General features: G+C 32.8%; 23 protein-coding genes. 15 read left to right on the top strand and 8 right to left on the bottom strand.

All coding sequences use genetic code 11. The features are described from left to right. Positions 1 to 76: 76 nt before the first annotated feature. The 4 genes from ABZA65_RS08510 to ABZA65_RS08495 are packed head-to-tail and all read left to right on the top strand — an operon-like array spanning position 77 to position 3,095. Entirely contained in the window at positions 77 to 694 is a 618-nt protein-coding gene (locus ABZA65_RS08510) for a molecular chaperone (protein ID WP_373072652.1), read from the top strand. A gap of 3 nt (positions 695 to 697) precedes the next feature. Beyond that, positions 698 to 1,804 carry a 4Fe-4S dicluster domain-containing protein gene (locus ABZA65_RS08505; RefSeq protein ID WP_373072650.1) on the top strand — a complete coding sequence of 369 codons (1,107 nt, stop codon included), beginning with the start codon at positions 698 to 700 and terminating at the stop codon, positions 1,802 to 1,804. A gap of 3 nt (positions 1,805 to 1,807) precedes the next feature. Beyond that, positions 1,808 to 2,566 (top strand): hypothetical protein, encoded by a 759-nt coding sequence (locus ABZA65_RS08500; RefSeq protein ID WP_373072648.1) that lies wholly within the window; start codon positions 1,808 to 1,810, stop codon positions 2,564 to 2,566. A 16-nt stretch (positions 2,567 to 2,582) separates the two neighbouring features. Further along, positions 2,583 to 3,095 (top strand): hypothetical protein, encoded by a 513-nt coding sequence (locus ABZA65_RS08495; protein WP_373072646.1) that lies wholly within the window; start codon positions 2,583 to 2,585, stop codon positions 3,093 to 3,095. Positions 3,096 to 3,135: 40 nt separating this feature from the next. Here the strand turns inward: ABZA65_RS08495 and ABZA65_RS08490 are convergent, their stop codons facing one another. The 6 genes from ABZA65_RS08490 to ABZA65_RS08465 form a co-directional block, all read right to left on the bottom strand. After that, complete coding sequence (locus ABZA65_RS08490; RefSeq protein ID WP_373072644.1) at positions 3,136 to 3,699, bottom strand: PAS domain-containing protein; 564 nt, start codon at positions 3,697 to 3,699, stop codon at positions 3,136 to 3,138. A gap of 165 nt (positions 3,700 to 3,864) precedes the next feature. Continuing rightward, a complete protein-coding gene (locus ABZA65_RS08485) occupies positions 3,865 to 5,997 on the bottom strand; it encodes a response regulator (protein ID WP_373072642.1) in 2,133 nt (710 codons plus the stop codon). Between the two features lie 59 nt (positions 5,998 to 6,056). Continuing rightward, complete coding sequence (locus ABZA65_RS08480) at positions 6,057 to 6,554, bottom strand: phosphatidylglycerophosphatase A (protein WP_373072640.1); 498 nt, start codon at positions 6,552 to 6,554, stop codon at positions 6,057 to 6,059. Between the two features lie 13 nt (positions 6,555 to 6,567). Further along, complete coding sequence (locus ABZA65_RS08475) at positions 6,568 to 7,758, bottom strand: sulfate adenylyltransferase (protein WP_373072638.1); 1,191 nt, start codon at positions 7,756 to 7,758, stop codon at positions 6,568 to 6,570. After that, positions 7,736 to 8,623 carry a response regulator gene (locus tag ABZA65_RS08470; protein ID WP_373072636.1) on the bottom strand — a complete coding sequence of 296 codons (888 nt, stop codon included), beginning with the start codon at positions 8,621 to 8,623 and terminating at the stop codon, positions 7,736 to 7,738. The genes ABZA65_RS08475 and ABZA65_RS08470 overlap by 23 nt, the downstream gene beginning before the upstream one ends. 10 nt (positions 8,624 to 8,633) lie before the next feature. Beyond that, entirely contained in the window at positions 8,634 to 9,758 is a 1,125-nt protein-coding gene (locus tag ABZA65_RS08465; RefSeq protein ID WP_373072634.1) for a bifunctional 2-C-methyl-D-erythritol 4-phosphate cytidylyltransferase/2-C-methyl-D-erythritol 2,4-cyclodiphosphate synthase, read from the bottom strand. A 152-nt stretch (positions 9,759 to 9,910) separates the two neighbouring features. Here ABZA65_RS08465 and ABZA65_RS08460 point away from each other — a divergent pair, with 152 nt between their 5' ends. From ABZA65_RS08460 to ABZA65_RS08445, 4 genes are all read left to right on the top strand, one after another. Further along, positions 9,911 to 11,725, top strand: coding sequence for a menaquinone biosynthesis decarboxylase (locus ABZA65_RS08460; RefSeq protein ID WP_373072632.1), 1,815 nt, complete (start codon positions 9,911 to 9,913; stop codon positions 11,723 to 11,725). 105 nt (positions 11,726 to 11,830) lie between these two features. Next, positions 11,831 to 12,184, top strand: coding sequence for a cytochrome C (locus ABZA65_RS08455; protein ID WP_373072630.1), 354 nt, complete (start codon positions 11,831 to 11,833; stop codon positions 12,182 to 12,184). 109 nt (positions 12,185 to 12,293) lie between these two features. Further along, entirely contained in the window at positions 12,294 to 13,673 is a 1,380-nt protein-coding gene (gene argH / locus ABZA65_RS08450; protein WP_373072628.1) for an argininosuccinate lyase, read from the top strand. Positions 13,674 to 13,675: 2 nt separating this feature from the next. Beyond that, positions 13,676 to 14,140: an OsmC family protein gene (locus ABZA65_RS08445; RefSeq protein ID WP_373072626.1), complete on the top strand. Its 465-nt coding sequence runs from the start codon at positions 13,676 to 13,678 to the stop codon at positions 14,138 to 14,140. Positions 14,141 to 14,170: 30 nt separating this feature from the next. On the opposite strand, the gene ABZA65_RS08440 is transcribed toward ABZA65_RS08445, so the two are convergent. Both ABZA65_RS08440 and ABZA65_RS08435 read right to left on the bottom strand, forming a co-directional pair. Beyond that, positions 14,171 to 15,334 carry a murein transglycosylase domain-containing protein gene (locus tag ABZA65_RS08440; protein WP_373072624.1) on the bottom strand — a complete coding sequence of 388 codons (1,164 nt, stop codon included), beginning with the start codon at positions 15,332 to 15,334 and terminating at the stop codon, positions 14,171 to 14,173. Continuing rightward, positions 15,334 to 15,690 carry a histidine triad nucleotide-binding protein gene (locus tag ABZA65_RS08435; protein WP_373072622.1) on the bottom strand — a complete coding sequence of 119 codons (357 nt, stop codon included), beginning with the start codon at positions 15,688 to 15,690 and terminating at the stop codon, positions 15,334 to 15,336. Before ABZA65_RS08435 ends, ABZA65_RS08440 begins: the two co-directional genes overlap by 1 nt. A 141-nt stretch (positions 15,691 to 15,831) precedes the next feature. Here ABZA65_RS08435 and pheS point away from each other — a divergent pair, with 141 nt between their 5' ends. From pheS to serA, 7 genes are all read left to right on the top strand, one after another. Then, positions 15,832 to 16,824 carry a phenylalanine--tRNA ligase subunit alpha gene (gene pheS / locus ABZA65_RS08430; RefSeq protein ID WP_373072620.1) on the top strand — a complete coding sequence of 331 codons (993 nt, stop codon included), beginning with the start codon at positions 15,832 to 15,834 and terminating at the stop codon, positions 16,822 to 16,824. Next, positions 16,821 to 19,160 carry a phenylalanine--tRNA ligase subunit beta gene (gene pheT, locus ABZA65_RS08425; protein WP_373072618.1) on the top strand — a complete coding sequence of 780 codons (2,340 nt, stop codon included), beginning with the start codon at positions 16,821 to 16,823 and terminating at the stop codon, positions 19,158 to 19,160. Before pheS ends, pheT begins: the two co-directional genes overlap by 4 nt. Beyond that, the gene (aroA, locus tag ABZA65_RS08420; protein WP_373072616.1) at positions 19,157 to 20,437 is read left to right on the top strand and encodes a 3-phosphoshikimate 1-carboxyvinyltransferase; all 1,281 of its coding nucleotides are present in this window, start codon (positions 19,157 to 19,159) and stop codon (positions 20,435 to 20,437) included. Before pheT ends, aroA begins: the two co-directional genes overlap by 4 nt. Positions 20,438 to 20,439: 2 nt before the next feature. Continuing rightward, the gene (locus ABZA65_RS08415; RefSeq protein ID WP_373072614.1) at positions 20,440 to 21,270 is read left to right on the top strand and encodes a 4-hydroxy-3-methylbut-2-enyl diphosphate reductase; all 831 of its coding nucleotides are present in this window, start codon (positions 20,440 to 20,442) and stop codon (positions 21,268 to 21,270) included. A 76-nt stretch (positions 21,271 to 21,346) separates the two neighbouring features. Next, on the top strand, positions 21,347 to 23,008 hold the full coding sequence (locus tag ABZA65_RS08410) for a 30S ribosomal protein S1 (protein WP_373072613.1): 1,662 nt from the start codon (positions 21,347 to 21,349) through the stop codon (positions 23,006 to 23,008). 1 nt (position 23,009) lies between these two features. After that, a complete protein-coding gene (locus tag ABZA65_RS08405) occupies positions 23,010 to 23,489 on the top strand; it encodes a hypothetical protein (RefSeq protein ID WP_373072611.1) in 480 nt (159 codons plus the stop codon). Continuing rightward, complete coding sequence (gene serA, locus ABZA65_RS08400) at positions 23,490 to 25,079, top strand: phosphoglycerate dehydrogenase (RefSeq protein ID WP_373072609.1); 1,590 nt, start codon at positions 23,490 to 23,492, stop codon at positions 25,077 to 25,079. Positions 25,080 to 25,135: the final 56 nt, after the last annotated feature.

Raw genomic sequence — 25,135 nt, 5'->3', positions numbered from 1 at the left:
TATTTTAAATCTCTAACAATAGTTTCAGTAAATTTAGATAGAATTATTGCCTTTAAATTTAATATAAAGATCTTTTATGCAACAAACACAAGCAAGAATAAATATATATGCCCTCTTATCTAGGGTTTTATTACAAGAGCTAGATTTAGAGCTTTTAAAAACTATACAAAATGATGAAAATATTTTGGAGTTTTTTCCTACGTTTAAAGAGTGGGGCGCTTTAAAAGAAGTAGAAAATAAAAAGTTACTAGATGAGTTCATAAATCCTGATTTTGTGAATCTTTCAGTATTACACTTAATACCGTATGAGACTTTTTATACAAGAGAAGATCAGATGGTTGAAACAGGTGGAGCTAATCCTGTTACAGATATGTACAGTGCATACGATTTTATGGTTGATTTTGAAAAAGCGCGTACAGTATCTGCAGATCATATTGGAGTTGAATTAGAATTTATGCACCATTTGGCAAGTGCTGAGTTAAAAGCATTGGAATCAGATGATCAAAAAGCTGTAGCTGAGTTAAGAGAAGTTCAGTATGAGTTTTTAAATAAACACCTTTTAAACTGGGCACCAATGTATTTAATCAACTTAAAGTACGAGGCTCGTACACCACTTTATTATGATGCTGCTGATCTGGCACTTGAATTTATATTAAGTGATAATGAATATCTAACAGAAGAGTTGAAAAAATAAAACATGATTAATTTGAACGCGGGTTTATGTGTACGCTCAAAAAGCGTAGAATCAGAATGTAACAATTGTGAAGTGATCTGTCCGACTGATGCGATAAGTTTTGTAGAACAAAACCCAGTACCTGCAATTAACCATTCAACTTGTGTAGAGTGTGGAGCTTGTGGTGCAGTATGTCCCAATGAAGCTTTGGCACTTGATGATTTTAAATCTCATGAGTTTTTCTTTGACTTTCTAGAAGATAAAGACAATCTAATATCATGTAGAAAGAACGTACCTTGTATAGCTGCTATTAATGTTGAAAATCTTATATCTATAGCTGTACTTAAAAAAGATCTAGTATTTGATATGGGGTATTGTGATGAGTGTGAGATAGTAAACACATGTAAAGAAAAAATAATAGCTAATGCGGAAGAAGCTTCTTATCTGTTAGAAGCTATGGAAAATGAAGCAGTTATTACACTTAAAAATGTAAAATATGAGCCAAAAGAGGAAAAATCAGAATCAAATAGACGCGATTTTTTCCGTTTGGCTAACTTAAAAACTGTAGGGCATGCTCATAAGAAGTTTGAAGATGAGATTAAAAAAGCAACAGATGAGCTTACAGAACATACTTTGGCTAAAACTGATATTGAACTGCTTAGACAAAAAAATATTCCTGCAAAAAGAAAGCTTTTTTATACTGCAATAAAAAGGGTTGAAAAACCGAGTCAGTTTCATGTAATAGATGCAAGCGAAGTGACATTTACATCTTCAAAACTTTTAGATATAGACAGCTGCAGCGCATGTCAAATGTGTTACAGAGTATGTCCGACGGGAGCACTCAGCAGTGATCTTAAAAATTCTAAAATTGATTTTGATCCGTTTTTATGTATAAAGTGTAATATTTGTCACGATGTGTGTGAGCCTAATGCAATCACAACAAGCCCTTCGTATAATATTAAAGAGTTTTTTGAGCCAAGTGTAATTAATCTAATAACTTTTGATGTAAAACGCTGTAATGAATGTAATGTAGTGTTTAGTACAAATGATCCTAATGTTAAGTTATGCTATAGATGTAAAGCTGAAGAGGAAGAAGCAAGAGAGCTTTGGGGAATAGATGAGGAGTATTAAGTTATGATGAACAATGATAACCAGATATCTAAAGAGACAAAGCTTTTTGGATATATTGGTGAACATGCAGGTGTAAGCAGATTTAGTGCAATAAGCAATAAATTATATAAAGCTGATGGCTTTGATGCGATGATGATCCCTATGAATATACGCGAGGATGATCTTTATTTTACAGTTGCAAATATGAAAAAATCACATGTTAACGGTGCTGTTATTTCAAGCGAATATGTGAGTGATGTTTTAGAGATTGTTGATGAAGCATCGGGAATTGCCAAAAGAAGCGGAATGTGTGATATTATATTTCGTAAAGGTGAAACTCTTGAAGGTGATATATTCTCTATTAGGGTATTGACAGAGATTTTAAAAGATATGCGTATTAGACGTATAGCACTAATAGGAATTAACCATTATGCAAAAGCATTTTCGTTTCTATCATGTGGATTTGAAGTAAGTTATTTTAATGATAACTTGGAAGAGTTGATGGCTTTTACACAGGAGCTTGAATTAAATAATGCAGATATAAACCGTATTGCAGATGGAATGAGTGTTGATTTTTCATCTTATGATGCAGTGCTTGATTTTTCAGATCTGCAAAGTCTGACAATGGTTGAAAAATTAGCTGAGTTTAATTTTGATATGAAAAATACAAAACAGTTCTCACCGCTAAAGCAAAGGGCTATAGAGTTAGACAAAAAATATATATCTTATGATGATATGCTTGAAGAATTGACTCAAGCAGTATATAACAAAATTAAAAGTTAAATAAAGGAAGTATAATATGAACCACCACGATTTAGATGATTTAAAAAATGAGTTTGACAAGTTTGTAAAGGATAAATGTTCTCTAAATCCGGAAGACAACATGGCTAACGGACAAAATCCGGATGCAGGTGATAAAGAAGATGAAGAACCTGTTCCACAGTTTGTTGATGCGTTAACTTCAAAATTGTTAGCACCTGCAATAAGCGGTGTGTATTTATCTCGTTTAGATATAAAAAGAATTGCTGAAGGTATAGATGAATCAATACCTATCAAAGAGCGTATTAAAATGGTTAGAGCACTTTTTCGCCATACTACAAAAAGAGAGTATCTAGAAACAGCTTTTGCAGAGATAAACAAACATATAAACGGGCGTATATTAATATATAAAGAACTTAGTGAAACTTTCCCTGCATCAAAAAAGATTTTTGATGATAATATAGAAAAAGCTAACAAAACAATGAAGATATTTGAGCAGATTGTTAATGATTATGAAGAGATCGAACCGACAGACGATCCAATGTTTGTATAGAACTATTTGAACAACTTAATTTTTTTGTTGTTCAAGTAATTTAATGAAACATCTTTTTCATAGCTTTGAAAAAGACTTTGAACATTCCCTTATTCTGTACAGTTTCATCGATAAACTCGTCATAAGTCATGTTTTTTGACTCTAAAAAATCTCTTAGATATTTTTCACTGGCTTCCATCCCACCAGTATTTTCAAGTTTTACAAGTTCTTTATAAATTGGAGTTATCTCTTCAATGGCATCTCTTGGCGCAGCTCTTCTAAAAGCAGTATAAGATACAATTTGACTGCTAAGTGCATCACGTTTGGGTTCAAATTCCGTTACAACCCAGTAAAAACTGCCATCTTTAGCTAAGTTTTTTACTAAAGCCATAATATTTTGCCCTTTAGATATTCTATCCCACATCATCTTAAACACAATCTTAGGCATATCAGGGTGTCTAATAATACTATGTGGTTTACCTAAAAGCTCTTGCTCAGTATATTTTGAGATCTCTATAAAGTAATCATTTCCGTATTCTATAAAACCTTGAGGGTTGGTTTGCGATACGATATATTTTTTTGAATCGAGAATGATTTCATTATCTGTAGGAATTGGTCTGTACATACTAATACCTTAATTTATTTATTATCTAATTTAATTTGTATATACAGAAACTATTCCTATATATTTATTTATAATTAGATTTTTTTATAATAAATAATAATATATAATAATATATAAATTATAGTTTAATTTAAAGAAAAGTATTACATTTAACTTAATAAATGATTATGAATTAACAGATATATACTTTTCAATAGAGTTGTTTAATATAGCCAACTTCTCTTTATATGCTTTTACATAATCTCCAAGCATGTCATATTTTTTAAATATGATTTTTTGAAGTATTTCACTTGAAAACTCTTGCATATCATCAGCACCAACGGCACCTGCAAGTCCACGCATATCTAAACATAACATTCTTGCCTGCTCAAATCTGTGTTCATAAACAAGTTTTTCAAATACAACGTCACTGTCTCCATAAGCATCAACAAACTCTTTTAAAACTTCTATATAAAAAATAGGATTTCCACCTGCCTGTTTTAAACCGTTCTCTACATTTAAACCATCTAAGTTTTTAATTTCAACCTCTTGAGATAGATCTTCACTAGAAGCACTTTCAACAAAGTTCTTTTTATTTATAAACTTATCAAATGCTGTATATAGTTTCTCTTTTTCTAATGGTTTTGATAGATATCCGTTCATTCCTACAATAAAAACTTTATTAATTTCATCTGCAGCTGTTAATGCACTAAGAGCTACAATCGGAACCATATCTAGATCTTTATTTTGTCTAATTTTCCTAGTAGCTTCATACCCATCCATGATCGGCATGTTGATATCCATCAATACCATATCAAATTGATTATTATCATTTAAAATATCAACCGCTTCCTGACCGTCATTTGCAATAGTGATATTCATATTTGATTTTTTAAGCACACTGGTCAAAACTTTTTGGTTTATCAAATTATCTTCTACAATTAATAAGTTGGTATCTGAGAAATGTGCGAAACTTTCCAGCTTAATATTTGGAGCATCTGCGAAACGATCTCTATGAACTAGCAGTTTTTTATTGCTAGTATTATTTTCAATAGTTTTATCAGACTTGTTAAATTCAGATAAAGTATAAAAGATACTCTCTTTTGTAAGTGGTTTATGAAGACTAATAGCATCAATATTCTTTTTTGAAGTTTTGGCAAATATATTGCTTAGGGTTAATAGATTTGGTCTTTTATCTTTTTGAATATTTGAGATAGTTTTTGTAAATGTCGAATTGATAAGTTTTTCATCTATTAAAATCGTTGTATATTTTGAAAGATCAGGTGTTTTACTTAAAAATTCTTCTTTTGTTTGCGTGTCGACATCACATTTTATTGTTTGAAGAATTCTTTTTATTGCAAGTGTTGTTTCATATGAAGAGTCAACAAGAAATATTTTTTGATTTTGAGTTAGTTTTGTATTAAGTCTATTTTCTTTAAGTGTGTTTGCGTTTACTTCATAGTATGGTAAGTTTAATACAAACTCAACATTTGAGTTTTGATGATTGTTTCTTGCAATAATAGTACCACCCATAAGTTCAGCAAGCTCATACGATACAAATAGTGCCATACCATCGTATTTTTTTGTTTGTTCATTATATTTTGTTTTAAAAATATCTTTACTAACTGTAACCATTGTATTTGAGTAAACAACAAAATGTAGTGTAGTAGGTGCATTGAATTTACTTCTTTTAGAAACTTGAACAGCTATCTGTTTAGAAGAGTTTACTATACAAAACTCTATAAGATTGACTAGAATTTTTGATATTCCAAGCGTGTCTGAATTTAACATATCAGGAATATTGTCATCCACATCAAAGATTAGCTCTAAGTCTATTTCGCTGTGGTTTGTTTTTATCTGTCCAAGTATGTCGTTTAGCAAGTTTTCAAGTTTAAAATTTTCATTTAACGGATGGACTTTTTTAGATTTAATTTGTAAGAACTCAATTAAATCACTAGTTGCATCTATAATAGTGTTTTCAGAGCTTATAACTTTACTAATATGTTTTTGTACAGACTCATTAGTAGTTTTAAGTTTTGTAGTATCACCAAGTGTTTCTTTAGTAATATTTTGTATGTTTTTACTCATTTCTACAAGAAGTTCACTCTGGCGGTGTTCTATCTCTTCTTGATGTTTCATCATTTGTGCATGTTCAGATTTTACTTTGGAGAGTTGTTTAGAGGATAAAAATAGAGAAATAATACCTATAAATGCTAATGCAAAAAGGGCAACTAACATAGTTAGTTCCTCATTAGTACCTAATGTACTTGCAAAAAGAGGTGCACTTAGAATGACAAAAATAAGAAAAAAGTTTTTCATTGATAAACCTTGTTATTTTAAATTAAAGGATTATAACAAAAAATAGATTATTTTAAAAGTTATAGAAACTTTAAGATTAACTGCCAAGTAACTGCACTTAGAATACCTGCTGTAAAACCTGCTACGATGTCGTCTGCCATCACACCGACACCGCCTTTTGCCTCACGATCAAGTCTGCCTATGATCGATGGTTTTGTGATATCAAAGTATCTAAATAATAAAAAAGAAAGAATTGATTGTATTAAAAAACCGTTTTCAAAGTTTGAAACTTCATTTAAATTAATACTTATTGCAGGAGCAACACTTAAGGCAAACCACATCCCTGCAAGCTCATCAATAACAATTCTTTTGTCATCGTGAATACCACTCTTTTGCTCATATTTGTTAATCTCTCTTATAGCTATGGCTGTGATTAAAACAGTAGCCATAAAAAGTGTTTCGGCACTAAAGTATATTAGTATTAGCATACCAAGTGGAAGTGATACTAACGTACCTACAGTTCCAGGAGCTTTAGGAGATAGTCCAGAGTAAAAAAGTGTAATAAAAAACCAATTCATAATTATTTGCCTATTAAGTTAGTGATGTTGTTTGATAAAGCTTCATAAGCTCTAAATAAAAATCTTTTTCAGTATGCTCTTCTAAAAGGCCCTCTACCGGAAGCAGATCATAATAAAGCTTTTCTAAATTTTTAAACCTGTTTGGATGTAGTTTAGATAGTATTTGAGCTGAGAGCTCTTTTCTAATGAGCATCGTTGGTGGCAAAATACCGAGTTCTAAAAGTTCTAGGATAGAATCTGAATGAAAAGAGATCTGGTGATGCTGACCGTGTGGACAAGTTGTTTTGCTTACAAGTGTCGTACATTTATCACAGTAAACATACTGGCTTGCTACCGTGATCTCTATATCTATTCCTATAACCTTATCTATGATAGAGTTATTTGAATTTGAATCATAAAACATACCAAGACCTGCATGGTTTAGTCCTACCGTCAGTCTGTCACATCCATAGTTTTTAGATACTATTGCATCTAAAATAATTTCATTATAACCTGCAAAAATATAGCTATTTTCAAGTGGTACTACAAGGACTTCATTTTTTGTTAAAAAGTTGTTTATGAAATATTCTAAACTCTCTTTTCTAATATCGAAACTCAGATTTGTTTCTGTATACGGTTTTAATAAGAAAATTACTAGCAGATCAGTGTTGTCAAGTGTTTGTCTGATCAGTTTTTCATGTCCACGGTGAAGCGGATTAGCCGCCATCATAAGTGCTGTAGTATGTTTGGCATTTATAAGACTTTTTGCTTCTTCAATAGTGTTTTTATGCTCAAACTGCTTAGGGTTTGTTATAGTAAACTCACCGCTTATGGCGAAAGAACCAAGTCTGCTCAGAGTAGCTTGAACACCTGGATGACCTGTATCTGAAGTTCCGTAAATTTGTTTGATACGTTCAAGTGGATCAATTTCAAATACCTCCTCAACTATCAAAGTAGCAAATTCTACCTTATCACAGATCAGTAAGATCTCTTCACCGGGTTTTAAAGATTTTAATACTTCTGCATTTGTTTTTCCAGACGGTGCAAGAATAAATGGAAATGGAAAAGTTTGTCCGTTAATAAGTCCAGTTTGTAAAACTTCTGCACTTTCTTTAGAGTTCATTAGTTTTGTTGCAGGTCTTAAAAGACCGTTTTTTAACATCTCTAAAGCAGATACTGCTTCTGCATCTATAAAGAGTGTTTTATTTCTTTTTGACGATGTCATATTTTTTACGTTTCTCCCATAAGCTTTTACGTGATATACCTAGTTTTTTAGAAAGCTCGGTATCTGGAAATTTATTTTGATAATTTAAAACAATAAATTTAACATAATCCTCTATAGGAAGGATTTCACCTTGATCAAAGACGTTGTTGTCACTCTTGATCTCAATAACGTTAAAGTCAACATCGTCAACTTTATCACTGTTGGCTATAATGGCTTGTTTGTCTGCTATAACTTCTAAAAAGGCTTTTCTTTCACCTTTTTTTAGTGATTGGTAGTCTATTATATAGAGTATTGTATTTGGTCCTGTAGCATTTATCTCAGACATAGCTTTAGGATCATTTAAAGAGATAAAGTTTATTGCCTTGTTTTTAATGCGAGCATGTTCAAACGCAAATGCATCTATGTTTTTAATAAAACCTGATGAAACAAAAACAGGAAGTTCAATCTCTTCATGGTTGTAATCGTTTGATATGTTTGCAAAAGAGTGCGCTAGATATTTTTCATAAGCAATATTACGTTTTTTAACTTTTTCATAATCTTGGTAATGGTTTATTTTTCTAACAAGCTCTTCTATCATAAAAGGTTTTAGTATATAATCTTTTGCACCTGCGGCTAAAGGTTTTGATACGGTATCATTTGATATATATGACACCATTAAAATTATGATAGAGTTTTTAAAAGTTTCAATAACAGGGTTAAAGTCTTGACCGTTTATGTTTGTAGATAATAGTACTACATCGTAGCTGTTACTCTTAATAGCATCTCTAGTTGACGTACACATCTCACATACATGACCTAGATCACCAAGTTTTGTTGCTATACTTTGTGCTAAATATACTTCGTTTTCTATAATTAATATTTTCAAATTTTACCCTTTAACTCTTCTGTTGCCAATTAAAATATTTTAAATTGGCATTTGCAAAAACTGCTACACCTTCGGCTCTACCGACAAAGCCTAGTTTTTCAGTTGTTGTAGCTTTTACGTTAACTCTATGCATATCACAGTTTATAATACTTGATATGGTCTCTCTCATTTGCTGCTTATACTGTCCAATACGAGGCTTCTGTGCTGCAATAGTGATATCAACGTTTATAATAATATAACCGTAGTTATAGATCTTTTTTACTACATGTTTTAATAGCTCTTTTGAATCTATACCTTTATATGTATCATCGTTATCTGGAAACATCATCCCAATATCTCCCATACCGGCGGCACCTAAAATTGCATCGATAAGTGCATGAATAGCAACATCTCCGTCACTATGAGCTTTAAACCCATAATCTGAGTCAATTTTAACACCGCAAAGATACATATCACCCTTGTCGTCAAACGCATGGACATCAAACCCGTTACCACTTAAAATATCATTAGATGGGGAATCTATACAAGGTATCTTGTTTAGATCACTAATATGAGTTATCTTGTGAGCATTTTCATCACCATCTATAAACTCTCTATTCCCGCCACTTGCAACTATTGCTGAGCTTTCATCAGTATATTCTATATCTGTATCCAAAGCTTTTAAAAGTATCGCAGTTTTTGAGAGTTGCGGTGTTTGAACACGTTTTACCTTATCTCTGTCAATCGTTACACCGTCATATACGATAGTATCATTCAGAGGTAGAAAAGGTACAATACAATCTGCATCAGTTTTATGTGAGATTATTCTTTCTAAAAATGTAGCTTCGATACATGCACGAGCTATGTCACTAACTAGAACATAATCAGTATTAACATATTTTAGAGAGTTTTTCAGTGATTGTTGACGTGTATCTCCACCTTCAACATATGTAAATTGTCCATAACTTTTCATGTATTCTAAATCATCAGCTGAAGATGTAATAATTATTTTAGCAAAAACAGAAGTTTTTTCTAATTTTTTTGCTACAAAAAACCACAATGGGTCATGTTTAATTCTAAGCCATTGTTTTTTTACATCCATCTCAAAACGGCTAGAACTGCCAGCTGATAGCAAGATAAGTGTTAAGTCTCTCAATAGATAACCCCATCTGATTTTAGTGTTACCAAATTATACATTTAGAAAACTTTGGCTATCTTGAAAGTAGTCTGTAATTATAAGATTTTTTTTTATAACAAACAGACTTTTATGTAATAAAAGGAAAAATAAAATATGCTATAATCCCTCTTATGAAAAATACGATAAATTTACTAAAAAAACATGATGAATTAACAGTTATAGATACGCCACTTGATATCTATTTAGAAATACCACATTTAGCATATGCAGAAGTTAAAAAAGAGGGTGGGGGGAAAGCCCTTCTATTTACAAATGCAGTAGAAGAAAAAACGGGAAAAAAGTTTGAAGAACCTATTTTAATGAACGTATTTGGTTCATATAAAAGATGCGAATTACTTTTTGGTCGTACTATTGAATCAGTTGCTGATGAGATAAGTAAACTATTACATATGAAGCCGCCATCAGGTTTTAAAGAGAAATTTTCTATGGCGAGTGAGCTTTTTAGTTTAAAAAACATTTTTCCAAAACGTTTAAAAGGTAAAGGTGAATGTCAGGAAGTTATATATAAAGATGACAATATAGACCTTTCACGTATCCCTGTTTTAACAACTTGGGAACAAGATGGTGGTCCATTTATAACAATGGGACAGGTTTATACACAGAGCCTTGATGGAGAGATGGTAAATCTTGGTATGTATAGACTTCAAGTTTATGACAAAGACACGTTAGGAATGCACTGGCAGATCCATAAAGACTCTTCACACTTTTTTGATCAGTATCAAAAAGCAGGTAAAAAAATGCCTGTTTCAGTTGCAATAGGTGGAGATCCTTTATATACGTGGTGTGCAACGGCTCCACTACCGTATGGAGTAAATGAACTTTTAATGTACGGGCTTATCACTAAAAAACCGGCACAACTTGTAAAATCTCTTACAACGCCGTTGTATATACCTAAAGATGTAGACTATGTAATCGAGGGTTGGGTCGATACGGAACATTTAAAATTAGAAGGACCGTTTGGTGATCATACTGGTTACTATACTTTAGAAGAGATGTATCCATGTATGAAAGTTAGTGCTATAACAACTAAGAAAAAACCTACATATTTAGCTACTGTTGTAGGGAAACCGCCTTTGGAAGATAAGTATATGGGTTGGGCTACAGGAAAAATATTCTTTCCTCTTTTAAAAACAACTGCACCAGATCTGCTCGATTATCATATGCCAGAGAATGCAGGTTTTCATAATCTTATAATGGCAAAAATGCAACCGTTGTATAAAGGACATGCTAAACAGTTTATGCATGCTTTTTGGGGAGCAGGGCAGATGAGTTTTGTAAAACATGCAATATTCTTGGATGAAAAGGCCCCAAAGCTTGATAATTATGAAGCTCTCACTACATATATATTAAATCGTTTTACACCTAAGTCTCTTTTTATTACAGAGGGTATTTTAGACGCACTTGATCATTCATCACCCGAAGAGCTTGTAGGTGGTAAGTTAGGTATTGATGCAACGGCCGCTCATAAAGTAGAAGCCCCTAACTTATTAAGTGATGAAGAGTTGTTAAAGCAGGTAAAAGAGTTGATCCCAGACGCCGTTGAATTACATCAGTTTATGCGCAGAACTAAAAACCCAATAACTGTTATTAGTGTAAATAAATCTAAAAACGTAAAAGAGTATTTTGAAGCATTGGTACCTTTGAGTACAAATATACGTATAGTGGTATTTATAGATGAAAAAGCCAATGATGTATTTAATGCTTATATGACATTATGGCGTGTTACGAATAATATAGATGCACAGAGAGATATATTTATATCTGGTTTAATGGTAGGAATAGACGGTACAAATAAAAATAAGTTTGATGGTTTTACTAGAAGGTGGCCTGATGATGTTGATTGTACACCTAGTGTAATTGAATCTTTAAAACAAAAAGGCGTATGGGATTTTCCAGAAAAATTACAAGTTAAATATCAACTCTAGTATTATAAAAAAATATAATAAATAAAATGTGATAAAAACGTGATATTTAAGGTGAATATAATATTTTCTAATGTACCATAATCCTTATTAATCAGGGGTATATCTATGAAAAAAAGTATTGTAATGTTATCTTCAGCGCTTATATTAACAGCTGTTTCGGCTCAGGCAGCCCTTTATAAAGGACAGAAGGTATACTCAAAAGTTTGTATCAAATGTCATACAAGTGGGGTAGAGTTTGTTGGTGGAAAAACTCAGTTTGAATGGGAAAGTTATATGGATAACAAAGGTAAAAAACTGGTAGAAACGCATCTTGAGTCAGATAAGTTCAAAGAAGATGAAGACTATAAAAAGTACAAAAAGTACTTTGAAAGTAACAAGTTCAAAAAAAGAACAAAACACTTAAAAGAGTTTCTTATGGAATATGCTGAAGATAGCGGAAACGTAGCATCTTGTAGTTAAACTTAATCATAGTCTAATCTCATAGACTATGAAATCTCCTTTTTTTTAATTTTGTAATCTCTCTTTATTTAGCTAAAATACCAAACTTATTTTTTAACAGGATTTTAATATGGAAAAAATGTGGTCTGGTCGTTTTTCACAATCTGCATCATCATTACTAGATGAATTTAATGCCTCAATTATGTTTGACCGTGAGCTTTATATAGAAGATATTGAAGGTTCTATTGCTCATGCTACTATGCTTAATAAACAAGGTATTTTAACAGATAAAGAAGTAGAAGACATAAAAAACGGTTTAAATCAAGTTCGCTCAGAGATAGAGAGTGGTGAATTTAAATGGAATATTTCAGACGAAGATCTACATATGGGGATCGAAAAGCGTTTAACTGCTATTATTGGGGATGCAGGTAAAAAACTTCATACTGCAAGAAGTAGAAATGATCAAGTTGCTGTTGATTTTCGCCGTTGGACTCTAAAGAAAAACCTTTCAATCGTTGAAGCTATAAAAAAATTAATGCGTGAGATTTTAGTTGTAGCAGAGCAACATACAGAAACATTAATACCAGGTATGACACACCTTCAACATGCTCAACCTACAAACTTTGCATTTCATTTAGCTGCGTATCTTTCAATGTTTAAACGTGATATTGCAAGATTTGAAGATTCATACAAAAGAAACAATATTTCACCTCTTGGTTGTGCAGCACTAGCAGGAACACCGCACAATGTTGATCGTAAAATGACAGCTGAACTTTTAGGATTTGATAGTGTAAGTACAAACTGTTTAGACACGGTTAGTGATAGAGATTTTGCATTAGAGATTTTATTTAACATCTCAACTATGATGATGCATATATCTCGCTTGAGTGAAGAGTTGATTATGTGGAGTTCTTACGAGTTTGGATTTGTAGAACTTAGTGATGAATACTCTACTGGTAGTTCTATTATGCCACAAAAGAAAAATCCTGATGTACCAGAACTATTACGTGGAAAAACTGGACGTGTATACGGATCGTTAATGGGACTATTAACTGTTATGAAAGGTCTTCCTTTAGCATATAATAAAGATACGCAAGAAGATAAAGAGGGTGTATTTGATGCTGTTAAAACTGCTGAAATCTCTTTGGAAATTTTAAAAGAAGCTATAAAAACTATGGAAGTAAAACCTCATAATATGGAAAAAGCTTGTGCAATTGGACATCTAAGTGCTACAGATTTGGCAGACTACTTAGTTGAAAAATGCGATATACCTTTCCGTGAGGCTCACTTTATAACTGGTCGTGCAGTTGCAAAAGGTGAAGAATTAAATACTGATTTAAGTCAGATAGAATTCAAATATCTTAAAGAGATAGACTCTCGTATTGACGAAGATGTTATGGAGTATTTGGTACTTCGTAACTCTATGAATGCAAGAACTAGTGAGGGTGGTACTGCAACTGAGAGAACAAAAGAGCAGTTGTCATTTTTCAAAAGCTTTTTAGAGGAGTAACAATGAAAGTAACAGTTAGCCATAAAGAAGATATGAAGTTTGAAGCTAAAACTTCAAAAAGCAGTTTTGTAATCGATTGTCCAACAATATCACCCATTGAGTATTTTTTATCAGGTATTATCACTTGTAGTGCTACAGATATAATTTTAATTCCTAAAAACCAAGGAAAAACAGTAACAGACTTAGTAGTTGAGGGTGATGTAGTGCGTGCAGAGCCACATCCTGCAAAATTCAACAAACTGCACCTAACATACAGTTTTAATTCAGATGCAGATGATCTGACTGCTTCAAGATGGGTTATGGCATCACTAGAGACATACTGTTCAACTATAAATACCATACGTGATACTACAGAGATCTCTTATACTATTATTCACAACGGAAATACAATTAAAGAGAATGAAAAGATGATTTCAGGTGGTGGTTCAAATATAGATTTAGGTGAGATATCTGGTTGCCCGTCTTAAACTAAAAGGGTTATATTTACCCTTTTAATTTTAAATTCCATATACTTTTTTATATGCAGCCATACGTTTTGAAACTTTTTTCAGATAGTGTTTTGGCTCATCAAATCTTAAATCTTTTAACAGTCTTGCATAAACTTCTTCGGGTGTGAGTTTATTTATAATCGGTGCAGCATTATTCATATTGTATTTTTTTGTAAATGCATATGCTATATTACCTGCTCCTGTATTATATGCCGCAATTGTACAATAAAGTCTGCTATCAGGGTTCTTAATCTTTTTTAAGTATCTATAGTAAAGTATATGCAAGTATGCACTACCCATTTTAATATTGTTTTTTGAGTTATATAGATAACTTCCAGATACTAACTTGTCTTGTTTATATAAAAATTTATATGTATCACGACCTGCGGTATTTGGAACTATCTGCATTAAACCATAAGCAGGTATATGACTTCGTGCACGTGGATTAAAACTACTTTCAGAATGCATGATAGCAAATATAAGAGGTTTTGGAAGATCACGTTTAGCTGCGTGTTCCTCAACATCATTCAGATATAGTTTAGAACGTTTAAGCATAGTATCATCAGGTAATTGTACAGATACACTGTAGACTCTTGCATGTTGCACTTTATTTGATTCTTTTACTTTTATTTTTGAATCAGCAGTGTGCTTATTAACATATTTTTTTACTGCATTAAGAGTTGGTTTTTTATCAAATACAACTGTAGAAAGTATTGGTTTGCTGTCAACTTTAGAATGAATCATATCAGAAGGCAGTTTGATTTTTGCAAGTTTCTTTTCCAATGGATCAGTCTCTTGAAGTGTCTTTGTATCTATAGTTACAGCTTTTGCTAGAGCAGTCTGTAAGTTTCTTTTTGCTTCCTCTTCAGATGCAGCTACAGTTTCTACGACAATAGTGTTTTTTTCAAAGTCTACGTCTGAACGAGTTTTTTTATCTTCAGAATAAGAGAGCCAGCTTTTTTTTGTAGAAAGCTTTGGTTTCTCCCAAAAAACACCTATCTCTTTTTTATACTCTTCAAAAGCTTTCATTTGAGCTTTTTGGTAAGTATCAAACTGATCTTCTTGTGAGGCTTTATAGTTTTGAAAATCCCTCATTTGCTGCATGTAATCAGCATTAGCTGCACTAAAAAGTGATGATAAAACCGTTATGGTTAATATAGTTTTTTTGATCATTAGAAATTCTCCATAGGATGTGAATCGCTAAAGTGCTCCCATTTTAGTTTTGCACCGCCTAAAACATGGAAGTGTAAGTGTTTTACCTCTTGTCCTCCATTTTCCCCAATATTTGTTATCACTCTATAACCACTATTCTCCATAGCCATTTTTTCAGCTACTTCTTTTATGAATTCAGTCATACCACCCATAATGGTAGGATCAACTTCGTGAAAACTATCTACATGTTTTTTTGGAATTGCTAAAATATGTACCGGAGCTTTTGGATTAATGTCGTGAAAAGCTAAAAAATCGTCATTTTCAGCTACTATATTTGATGGAATTTCTTTATTTACAATTTTACAAAATAAACACATATATTTACCTTTTTTTTTAATGTTGTGAAATTGTATCATATATTTATTGATGGTATATTTATGGGCTAATTAGTTGTACAAGCTGTTTGTAAATAATTTTTAAGTATAATCCAATTTTAAATTCAATATAGGGTGAAACTATTGAAAAAATGGTATGACGAGATAAATAACGCCACAACAGTGGAGCGTATAGAAGAGATAAGAATCTCTATATTTGGTAAAAAAGGGATTTTAGCAGCAGAGTTTGCTAAAATGAAAGATGCACCAAATGAAGAAAAATCAAAGATAGCAAAAGAGTTAAATACTCATAAAAGTTCTTTGATGAACGAATTAACAAATAAAAAAATAGAGCTTCAAACAAAAGAATTAGAAGAAAATATGAAAGCTGAAGGCTTGGATGTATCTCTATTTAGTACAACAAGCCAAGCCGGTGCATTACACCCTGTAATGGAGACGATGGATAGAATCGTAGAGTATTTTGTAGCTCTAAACTTTGCTGTGAAAACAGGAAATATGGTAGAAGATGATTTTAATAATTTTGAGGCATTAAACCTGCCAAAATACCATCCTGCACGCGATATGCAAGATACATTTTATTTTAAAGACGAAATGCTGCTTCGTACACACACATCACCTGTACAAATTCGTACTATGATGAGCCATAAGCCACCAATAAGAATGATAGCACCTGGTGCTGTATTTAGACGTGATTATGACTTAACACACACTCCGATGTTTCATCAAATTGAGGGTCTGCTTGTTGATGACAAAGGGAAAGTTTCTTTTGCAAATTTAAAGTTTATTTTAGAAGACTTTTTAAAATATATGTTTGGTCAAGTGGATGTAAGATTTCGCCCGTCTTTTTTCCCATTCACTGAACCTTCAGCTGAAGTAGATATCTCTTGTGTGTTTTGTGGTGGTGATGGTTGTCGTGTATGTTCACACACAGGCTGGCTTGAAGTTTTAGGATGCGGTATTGTTGATCCAAACGTATTTGAGGCAGTTAAATATGAAGATGTTAGCGGTTATGCTTTTGGTCTAGGTGTAGAGCGTTTTGCAATGCTAATACATCAAATAGGTGATTTACGTTCACTTTTTGAAGGAGATATTAAGTTGTTGGAGCAGTTTCAATGATAGTTACAAAATCTTGGTTAAATGAATGGATTGATATCAGCGATGTTTCAACTGATGATTTATGTAAAACTTTTAATGCTATCGGTTTAGAAGTTGATAGAGTAGAGAGTTATAGCGTACCAAATAAAATTATATTCGGTAGAGTTTTAGAGTGTGAGAGACATCCTGATGCAGATAAACTTAGTGTTTGTAAAGTTGATATAGGTACAAGTATCCGTCAAATTGTATGTGGTGCAGCTAATGTAAGAGCAGGGATAGATGTAGTGGTTGCAACTGTTGGTTGTACTATGCCTGGAGGAATGGTTATAAAACCTGTAAAACTTCGTGGTGTTGAATCTGAAGGTATGATCTGTTCAGCTAGTGAGATAGGTTTACCAGAAGTAAATAAAGGTATTATGGAGATCGATGATAGTATCGGTGAATACAAACTTGGTCAAGAGGTAAATACACATCCTATATTTTCAGATGATCTTATAGAAATTGAACTTACTGCTAACCGCGGAGACTGTTTAAGTATACGTGGTGTGTCACGTGATCTAAGTGCAGCTTATGGAAGTCCTGTAAGAAAAATTGCTATAAAACAAAACGATGATAAACGCCTTGGTATCGGTCGTATACTTAGCTTATCTCATGAAAGTGATCATAATGTAAACCTAAGATATAAAGCTATAGACATTAAAGATTTAAAACTTCCATTTATTGTTAGTCTAAGACTTGCTCAAATTGAAGAAGATAGAGAATCGGATATTATGTCTTTAATGCTTTATGTTACTCATAGCAGTGGTGTAATACTCAGAGCATACGAGCACTCATACTTTAAAGAAAATGATGACAAGATGGCAAAAATTGAGCTCAAAAAAGATGAGAACGGTTTTGCATCAATTATGACTCATAACAATAAAAAAGCGTCTACTATAGGTATTATTCAAGAGGAAGAATCAAAAGTACACTGCAGTGAAGGTGTAGTACTTATCGAAGCTAGTTATATTCCACCTGATGTTATATCTAAACAAATGCTTGAAAATAAAGTTGAATCAGGACCTTTATACTACAGAACTTCACGTGGTAGTGAACCTGAGTTAAATAGAGGGTTAGATTATTGTCTTAGCTTGATTGAGACTAACTCTGACTCAACTATATATGGCGGGAATATTGAACTTTATGATAATTATGAAGAGGCTATTGTAAGCGTAACAAAATCTGAAATTGATGAAATAATCGGTGCAGAGATTGATAAAACGAGAATTACAAAGCTTCTTAAAAACCTAGGTTTCAATACGTCAAAATCTCAAGGCGATTCATATGTGATCTCAATACCTAGATATCGTCATGATATTACAAATAAACAAGATGTTGTTGAAGAGATTGTTCGTATGGTTGGTATTGACAATATTGAATCAAAACCTTTTGTTCTTACAGAAGATAATCGTTTAGAAGATGACTATTTCTGGTATAAAAAGAGAAAAGACTATAGACATAAAGCTGCATCTGAAGGTTTCTTTGAGTCTATTCATTTTGTTTTTGATGAGAAAAAAGTTTTAAACAATTACGGTTTTGAAACATTAGAAGAGAAAAAAGATCTGCTAAATCCAATAGCAAAAACTCTAGACACTTTAAGACCGACTCTATTAACTGGTTTACTAAAAGCTGCATCGTCTAATGCAAAAAACGGATATTCTTCAATTAAGCTGTTTGAAGTTGGTTCTGTTTTCTCAACTGCAAGAGAAGAGAGTGTTAAAATGGCTATATTATTTAGCGGTGATACAATTAAAGACTCTATTCAAAATGCAGGAAAACCTTCAAAAGTTGATTTTGGATTCTTTGTACAAAAAGTATCAAATATAATAGGTGCATTTGATTTAGAGGAGAATGAAACATCACACTCATTATCTCATAAGTATCAAAGTGCATCAATAATGCAAAATGGGCAAAAAATAGGTGAGCTGTTCCGTGTACATCCTAATGTTGAAAAAGATTACGATCTTGATGTAACATATATTTGTGAATTAGATTTCCAAATGCTTGATTACTCTTTAAAAACGGCTGTAAGTAAGTCAAAGTATCAGGCATCTCAAAAAGACTTGAGTTTAATAATGCCAAATACTATGAGTTATAAAACTGTAAAAGAGTCTATAGATGAGATAAAACCTGATGATATAGTTAAGTTCTATGCTGTTGATAAATATAGTGATGAAGAACTTGGTGAAAATGTTAGTTTAACTATCCGTTTTATTCTACAAAGAGATGATAGAACTTTAGAAGAAGAAGATATTACATCCGCTATGGATACGATATTAGACGGCTTAAATAAAAAACTTGGAATAGGTCTTAGATGAGCAAGGTTGTAGTTAGTCCTGTCGGTGGCTTTTCACTAAATATTTCAGATATAGCACCAGATAAATCTATATCACATAGAAGTGCAATGTTTAGTATGTTGGCACGTGGTGAGAGTAAAATTACAAATTTTTTACGTGCTGAAGATACTATGAACTCTTTAAAGATTGTAGAAAATCTAGGTGCTAGTGTAAAAGATGACGGAATAACTATTACAATTTCATCAGATGGTATAAAAGAGCCGTTTGAAATACTTGACTGCGGTAATTCAGGTACCGGTATGAGACTGTTTTGCGGACTATTAAGTTCAGCTGATGGGCATTTTGTACTAACGGGTGATAAATACCTTCGTTCACGCCCAATGAAGCGTGTAACTAAACCTTTAATGGAGATTGGTGCAAAGTTTGACGGACGTGATAACGCGAACTTAGCACCTTTGAGTGTTAGGGGAGCTAGTCTTAAAGCTTTTAATTATGATTCAAAAATTGCTTCTGCACAAGTTAAGTCTTGTATGATATTGGCAGCTTTAAGAGCAGATGGAGAGTGTACATATACTGAACCTGAGTTATCACGTGATCATACAGAACGTATGTTAAAAGGTATGGGTGCAGATTTAGTAGTTGATGGATTAAAAACTACTATAAATCCTATGAAAAATCTTTTAGAACCATTAACAATCCGCGTACCTGCTGATCCATCATCTGCATTTTTCTTTGCAGTTGCAGCTGCTATAACAGATGGAGCAGATGTGACTATAGAAGGTATTACTCTAAACCCTACACGTATTGAAGCTTACAAGGCATTAGAGCGTATGGGTGCTGATATTACTTATGAGCATACTGATAACAAATATGAACCTATAGGGAATATTAGAGTTAAAAATGCACCGCTTAAAGCCATAACAGTAGAAGATAATATCTCATGGCTTATAGATGAACTTCCTGCATTATCAATAGCATTTGCTTGTGCTGAAGGAAAAAGTGTTGTAAAAAATGCAGAAGAGCTTCGTGTAAAAGAGTCAGATAGAATATCAACTGTAGTAGAAGGTCTAAAAGCTTGTGGAGTCGAGGTTGATGAGTATGAAGATGGTTATACTGTGACAGGCGGTGAGCTAAAAAGTTCCGTAGTTGACAGTGACGGCGATCACCGTATAGCTATGAGTTTTATAATAGCTGGTCTTAAATGCGGTATGGAAGTGACTGACTTAGATTGTATAAACACATCTTTTCCAAACTTCTTTGATATACTACAAAGAATCACAAAAGTAGAGTTTGTTTAGATATGCAGATACAGCTTGCTGAAAACTACGGTTTTTGTTTTGGTGTTAAAAGAGCTATTAAGATAGCAGAAGAGAATAAAAACTCTTCTACATACGGACCGCTTATCCACAACTCAAAAGAGATAGCAAGACTTGAAGATGATTATCAGGTTGGATTGACTGATGATTATAAGTTTTTCAAAGCCGGAGATAAAGCGATCGTACGGACGCACGGTATCCAAAAGCAGGAACTTAAAGAGCTGCTTGAAATGGGTGTTGATGTTGTAGATGCTACATGCCCATACGTTACAAAACCTCAAGAGATAGCTCAGCAGATGAGCGAAGATGGATATAGTGTAGTTATTTTTGGAGACGAGGCTCACCCCGAGATTAAAGGTGTAAAATCGTATGCAACAAATGGTGCAATTGTCGTTATGAAACCAGAAGATCTTGAAGGAATGAAATTAAAAGAGAAAGTTGCACTTATAGCTCAAACAACAAGAAAAGTTGAAAACTATATGGAAGTAGCTAATTACCTGATTCCAAGATATAAAGAAGTTAGGGTATTTAATACTATTTGTAATGCGACTTTTGAAAATCAAGATGCTGTTAAAAGCCTTTCTAAAAAAGCAGATGTGATGCTTATTATAGGCGGTAAGAACTCATCAAATACAAAACAACTGTATGCTATATCAAAAGATAATTGTCCAGATTCATACCATATAGAAGATGAAAAAGATCTGGATTTTTCTTGGTTTGATGCTAAAAAACTGTGTGGAATCAGTGCAGGTGCATCTACACCAGATTGGATTATCCAAAACGTTATCGATGCAATAGAGAAAAAAATCAACTAAAATTTATAATTTTTATAAAAAACTAACCTTTTTTTGGATATAATCACGAAATTTTATATGTAACAGAGGATAGGTAATGGCGTTCGATAACGAATCATTTGAAGAAGAAGAGAGTTTTGCAGAACTTTTTGCTGCAAGCGAGAAAAAGCAAAGTGCAAGTAACCGTATTGTTGAGGGTGAAATTGTAGAGATCCAAGCTGATGACAATAGAGCATTAGTTGGTGTAGGTGACAAATCAGAAGGTGTTTTAAACCTTGATGAGATCAAAGATGAAAATGGTGAACTAAAATTTGGTTTAGGTGATAAAATCAAAGTAATGATCACTGGATACTACAATGAGCGTCCAAAAATCTCATACAAAAAAGTTTTAGAGCAAGAAAAAACTCTTAACTTTATTGAAGCACATAAAGATGATTTTGAAGATCTAATCATTGATGGTGTAATTACTAAGAAAAACCGTGGTGGTTATGTTGTAGAAGCTGATGCAGTTTCATTCTTTATGCCACGTTCTTTAGCAGCTTTCAAAGACAGCGAAGATGTAATCGGTCGTAAAATTAAAGCTCAAGTTATCAAAGTTGATGAAGATGAAAACTCAATTGTTGTTTCACGTCGTAAACTTTTCAATGAAGAGCGTAAAAAGAAAAAAGAGATCATTGACAAACTAATGCAAGATGATGTTGTAGTAGAGGGTGAGATCAAAAAAATCACTTCTTACGGTATGTTTGTTGATGTTGGTGGAGCTGATGGTCTTGTTCACTATAACGAGATCTCATATAAAGGTCCTGTAAACCCATCTAAACTATACAAGGAGGGTGATAAAGTTAATGTTAAAGCTATCGCTTACGATAAAGACAAACGTCACCTTTCACTTTCAATAAAAGCAGTTCAACCAGATCCTTGGGCAGAAGTTGAGTCTGAATTAGATGAAGGTGATACTATTACTGTAACTGTTTCAAATATTGAAGCATACGGTGTATTTGTAGATTTAGGGAACGATATTGAAGGTTTCTTACACATCTCTGAGATCTCTTGGGATAAAAACGTTAAAAACCCTAACGACTACCTAAAAGTAGGTCAAGAGATTGATGTTGAAGTAATTGAAATCAATCCTGATACTCACAAACTAAGAGTATCACTTAAAAAACTTCTTCCAAAACCTTTTGATGAGTTTGTTAAAAACCACAAAGAGGGTGATGTTGTTACTGGTACTGTTACATCTCTTACTGATTTTGGTGCGTTTGTACGTATTGATGGTGTTGAAGGTCTTTTACATAACCAAGATATCTCTTGGGATAAAGAGACAAAATGTAAAGATGTTTTAAAATCAGGTGACGAGGTTGAAGTTAAGATTGCTAAAATCAATGCTGATGACCAAAAAATCTCACTTAACCGTAAAACACTTTTAGAATCACCTATAGATACTTTTGCAAAAAGCCATAAAGTAAATACTGCTATCACTGGAACTATCCGTGATATCAAAGACTTCGGTGTATTCGTATCACTTGGTGACGGTGTTGATGCACTTATCCGTGATGAGGACTTAGCTCCACTAAACAAAGAGGAGTTAGAACCAGGTCAAGAGATCGAAGCTGCTATAGCTGTTATCGACACAAGACGTGACCGTATCCGTTTATCTGTTAAAAAATTAGACTATATTAAAAGCCAAGAGATCTTAGATGAGATTAATGATAACCAATCTCACTCTCTAGGTGATTTAATTAAAGATCAAATAAAGTAAGATGCATATATTTTTAAAATGGTTTACCCCTCTAATAGGAATAGGGGTAGCCATTTTTATTATAACTTTTTTAATAAATATCAACTCTTCTGAAAAGATAAAAGAGTTAGAACCACTTTCTCGAAAAAGTACCCCTGTAAAGCAAAAAGAAGATAAAGTTTGGTTAGAACACTTTTCTGATACTCAAAGATTAGGGTATTTTTATCCTGTTAATGAAGTATATATAAAAACTTCTTTAGATAAAAAAATACTCACTAAAACTGTATATAGATTATCTGCATCACTTATCGATCCGTATCAGTTGTTTTGTCTTAAAGAGGAGCTGAATCAACATAAGTTGAAGTATTATCTCAAGAGAGATAAAAACGGAGTATTATTAGATATTTACTCAAAAAACAAAGCTAAACTAAACTCTTTAGTTGAAGTTTTAAAAAATTACCAAATACAAGCGAAAGTATCGCTGTATAAAGAGGATAAATAAATGCAAAAACATACTATAGTTGTTTGTGACCACATTCATGAAGCTGGTCTTGAGATGTTACAAAATGATGAAAATGTTAACTATGTTTTCGCTGCAGATATGGATAAAAAAGAGTTAATTGAGACTGTTATTCCAACTGCAGACGTTGCAATTACTAGAAGTTCTACAGATGTAGATGAATTCTTTATCTCACACGCAAAAAATTTAAAAGCTGTTGTTCGTGCAGGTGTAGGTGTTGATAACGTTGACATTCCTGGATGTTCGAAAGAGGGTATCATTGTTATGAACGTACCTACTGCTAATACTATTGCTGCAGTTGAATTGACAATGGCACACATGCTATCTTGTATGAGAATGTTTCCATACTCTCATAACCACCTAAAACAAGATCGTATTTGGAAGCGTGAAAAATGGTACGGGTATGAGCTTAAAGGCAAAAAACTAGGTGTTATCGGTTTTGGTAATATCGGTAGCCGTGTTTCAAAACGTGCAAAAGCTTTTGAGATGGATATTGTTGCATATGATCCGTATATCCATCCATCTAAAGTAACTGACTTAGATATGACATATACTAAAAACTTTGATGATATTTTAGATTGTGACATCATTACTATCCATACTCCAAAAAATAAAGAGACTATAGATATCATTAACGAAGCTGAAATTGCTAAGATGAAAGACGGTGTAGTTTTAATAAACTGTGCTCGTGGTGGTCTTTACAATGAAGATGCTCTTTATAACAACCTAAAAAGCGGAAAAATTCGTTTTGCTGGTATTGATGTATTTATTAAGGAGCCTGCAACTGATCACCCATTGTTAGACCTAGATAATGTAACTGTATCACCACACCTTGGTGCAAACACTTACGAGTCTCAATATAACATTGGTACTCAGGCTGCTCAAAATGCTATTGAAGCTGCAAAAGGGATAGCTTATCCTCATGCTATGAATTTACCAATTGATGAGACAACTATACCTTCATTTGTAAAACCATTCTTAGAACTAGGTCAAAAAATCGGTTTCTTAGAATCTCAAATGAACAAAAGCCAGATTGTTAGCATAAAAGTTAGCGGATACGGCGAAATTGGTAAGTATGTAGATTCACTTTCAACTTTTGTTGCTGTTGGTGCAATGAGTGAAAACTCAAGTGATACTATCAACTATGTAAATGCTGACTTTATCGCAAAAGAGAAAGGCATAGAGATCTCTAGTGAAGACTGTGGAGATTCTAGTGTATATAAAAACCTTATCACTATCAAGTTAACTACTGCTGAGGGTACTACAACTATAAGCGGTACTATCTTTGATGATAACGTTCAACGTCTTGTTGCAATTGACGGTTTTGATATTGAAGTTGCACTTCGTGGCAATATGATCATGTTCAAAAACACAGATGTTCCTGGTGTAATTGGAAGTGTTGGAACAGTTTTAGCAAACAATAGTGTAAATATTGCAGATTTCTCACTTGCTAGAAATAAAGAAGGCAATGCTTTAGCTGTAATACTTGTTGATAATGCTGTAAATGAAGCTACTTTAAAAGAACTTGCAGACTTAGAAGCTTGTCTAAGTGTTAGTTACGCTTCTATATAATAAATAAAACCTCTGTTACTTTCTATCCTATATATTTATAGGATAGAACCTCTTTA

The organism is Sulfurimonas sp. (assembly GCF_041583195.1).
GTDB lineage: Bacteria > Campylobacterota > Campylobacteria > Campylobacterales > Sulfurimonadaceae > Sulfurimonas.
Note: the sequence above shows the minus strand (reverse complement) of the source record. Positions and strands in the feature narration are given on the sequence as shown.

Bases quoted from the DNA above. Each gene is read 5' to 3' on its own strand.
- ABZA65_RS08510 (WP_373072652.1), top strand. From the start codon at position 77: ATGCAACAAACACAAGCAAGAATAAATATATATGCCCTCTTATCTAGG.
- ABZA65_RS08505 (WP_373072650.1), top strand. From the start codon at position 698: ATGATTAATTTGAACGCGGGTTTATGTGTACGCTCAAAAAGCGTAGAA.
- ABZA65_RS08500 (WP_373072648.1), top strand. From the start codon at position 1,808: ATGATGAACAATGATAACCAGATATCTAAAGAGACAAAGCTTTTTGGA.
- ABZA65_RS08495 (WP_373072646.1), top strand. From the start codon at position 2,583: ATGAACCACCACGATTTAGATGATTTAAAAAATGAGTTTGACAAGTTT.
- ABZA65_RS08490 (WP_373072644.1), bottom strand. From the start codon at position 3,699: ATGTACAGACCAATTCCTACAGATAATGAAATCATTCTCGATTCAAAA.
- ABZA65_RS08485 (WP_373072642.1), bottom strand. From the start codon at position 5,997: ATGAAAAACTTTTTTCTTATTTTTGTCATTCTAAGTGCACCTCTTTTT.
- ABZA65_RS08480 (WP_373072640.1), bottom strand. From the start codon at position 6,554: ATGAATTGGTTTTTTATTACACTTTTTTACTCTGGACTATCTCCTAAA.
- ABZA65_RS08475 (WP_373072638.1), bottom strand. From the start codon at position 7,758: ATGACATCGTCAAAAAGAAATAAAACACTCTTTATAGATGCAGAAGCA.
- ABZA65_RS08460 (WP_373072632.1), top strand. From the start codon at position 9,911: ATGAAAAATACGATAAATTTACTAAAAAAACATGATGAATTAACAGTT.
- ABZA65_RS08455 (WP_373072630.1), top strand. From the start codon at position 11,831: ATGAAAAAAAGTATTGTAATGTTATCTTCAGCGCTTATATTAACAGCT.
- argH (WP_373072628.1), top strand. From the start codon at position 12,294: ATGGAAAAAATGTGGTCTGGTCGTTTTTCACAATCTGCATCATCATTA.
- ABZA65_RS08445 (WP_373072626.1), top strand. From the start codon at position 13,676: ATGAAAGTAACAGTTAGCCATAAAGAAGATATGAAGTTTGAAGCTAAA.
- ABZA65_RS08440 (WP_373072624.1), bottom strand. From the start codon at position 15,334: ATGATCAAAAAAACTATATTAACCATAACGGTTTTATCATCACTTTTT.
- ABZA65_RS08435 (WP_373072622.1), bottom strand. From the start codon at position 15,690: ATGTGTTTATTTTGTAAAATTGTAAATAAAGAAATTCCATCAAATATA.
- pheT (WP_373072618.1), top strand. From the start codon at position 16,821: ATGATAGTTACAAAATCTTGGTTAAATGAATGGATTGATATCAGCGAT.
- aroA (WP_373072616.1), top strand. From the start codon at position 19,157: ATGAGCAAGGTTGTAGTTAGTCCTGTCGGTGGCTTTTCACTAAATATT.
- ABZA65_RS08415 (WP_373072614.1), top strand. From the start codon at position 20,440: ATGCAGATACAGCTTGCTGAAAACTACGGTTTTTGTTTTGGTGTTAAA.
- ABZA65_RS08410 (WP_373072613.1), top strand. From the start codon at position 21,347: ATGGCGTTCGATAACGAATCATTTGAAGAAGAAGAGAGTTTTGCAGAA.
- ABZA65_RS08405 (WP_373072611.1), top strand. From the start codon at position 23,010: ATGCATATATTTTTAAAATGGTTTACCCCTCTAATAGGAATAGGGGTA.
- serA (WP_373072609.1), top strand. From the start codon at position 23,490: ATGCAAAAACATACTATAGTTGTTTGTGACCACATTCATGAAGCTGGT.